1 protein-coding gene is annotated in these 1,652 nt (G+C 73.6%); it reads left to right on the top strand.

The genetic code is table 11. From position 1 onward, the window contains the following. The coding region (locus tag ACLBYE_RS30390; protein ID WP_447697016.1) for a L,D-transpeptidase family protein at positions 1–1,652 on the top strand (1,652 nt) is incomplete at both ends.

Raw genomic sequence — 1,652 nt, 5'->3', positions numbered from 1 at the left:
CCCCAGGGGGGGAGGCCCGGGGCCCCGGCCCGGCGCGGGCTCCCGCCGCGGCGGCTCCGGTCGCCCCGACGGACCCGCTCGGCGCCGCAATCTTCGCTCGGTTCGCGGATGCCGCGCCCCTGCTGCTCCGCCTCACCGGCAAGGACCGCGACGCGATCCGGAGCTTCTACGAGGCCCGCAGCTTCAAGCCGCTCTGGATCACCGGCGGGGCCTGGACCGACGCCGCGAAGGCGGTCTCTGCGCGGCTCGCGGCCGCCGCCGAGGACGGGCTCGACCCCCGCGCCTACACGGTCCCGGCGCTCGCCGACAAACCGGACGAGAAGGCGGTCGCCGACGCCGATCTGCGCTTGTCCGCGGCGGCGGTTCTCTACGCCCGGGACGCCCGCGGCGGCCGGATCAACTTGGCCTCGATCTCGCGGCTGATCACCCCGCACCTCGATCTCCCGGCCGGCAACGACGTCCTGGCGAAGCTCGACGAGGCCGGCGCGAAGGCCGGCGAGGCGCTGCAGGCCTACAACCCGGCGACCCCGGGCTATCTCGCGCTGAAGGCGCGGCTCGCCACCCTGCGGGGACCCGCGCCGGCCGCGGTGAAGCCTCTGCGCCTCCCGGCCGGGCCGGCCCTGCGCGTCGGCATGCGCGATGCCCGCGTCCCGCTGCTGCGGGCACATTTCAACCTCGAGAACCGTCCGGCCGCGACCCTGGACAAGGGGCCCGGTGAGCCGGAGGAGTACGATACTGTGGTCGCCGACGCGGTGGCCAAGTTTCAGCGCGGCCGCGGCCTGCCGGGGAACGGCGTCCTGAACGTCCAGACGGTGCTGGCCCTCGCCGATGCCGGCCGTTCGGCGCGCCCGACCGGCGGTGAGGCCGAACTCATCGTCAACATGGAGCGGTGGCGCTGGCTTCCGGGCGATCTGGGGCCGGATTACATCCTGGTCAACGTGCCGGAATATCGCCTGCGCGCCTACCGGGGCGGTGTCATGCGCGACGAGGCGCGAGTCATCGTCGGCAAGCCGGAATCGCGCACGCCGCTGTTCTCCGGGATGATGGAGTACGCGGTCGTCAACCCGTCTTGGTACGTCCCGCCGTCGATCCTGAAGACGATGGCGCCGAAGCTCGCCGGCTACGGCGGCAAGACCTGGGGCGGCTACGAGGTCGTCCGTCGCGGCGGGCACATCTCGCTGCGCCAGCCCCCGGGGGAGCGCAACGCGCTCGGCTTCATCAAGTTCATGTTCCCGAATCAGCACGCGGTCTACCTGCACGACACGCCGAACCGCTCGCTGTTCTCCGCCGCGAAGCGCGATTTCAGCCACGGCTGCGTCCGCGTCGACGACCCGTTCCGTCTCGCCGACGCGGTGCTGCCGAACTGGTCCGCGGATCGGCTGAAGAAGCTGATCGGCAAGGGCGAGCGCACCATCCGGCTGCCGGAGAAGCTGCCGGTCCACCTCGCCTACTTCACCGCCTTCGTGGACGACGGCGGCGCCTACCGCACCCTTCCGGATCTCTACGGCTACGACGCGCCGATGCGCGCGGCCCTCGGGCTGCCCGGCGGCGGCGGGCCGGCGATCGCGCGGCTCCCGGACGAGCCGCCGCGGCGCAAGGCCGAGCGCGCCCCGAAGCCGCCCGCGCCCCGGACCGTCCATCGCCGCGCGCCC

This window comes from Methylobacterium sp. A52T (genome assembly GCF_053346095.1).
The sequence above is the reverse complement of the archived record's forward strand: the minus strand, read 5'-3'. Positions and strand labels throughout refer to the sequence as shown.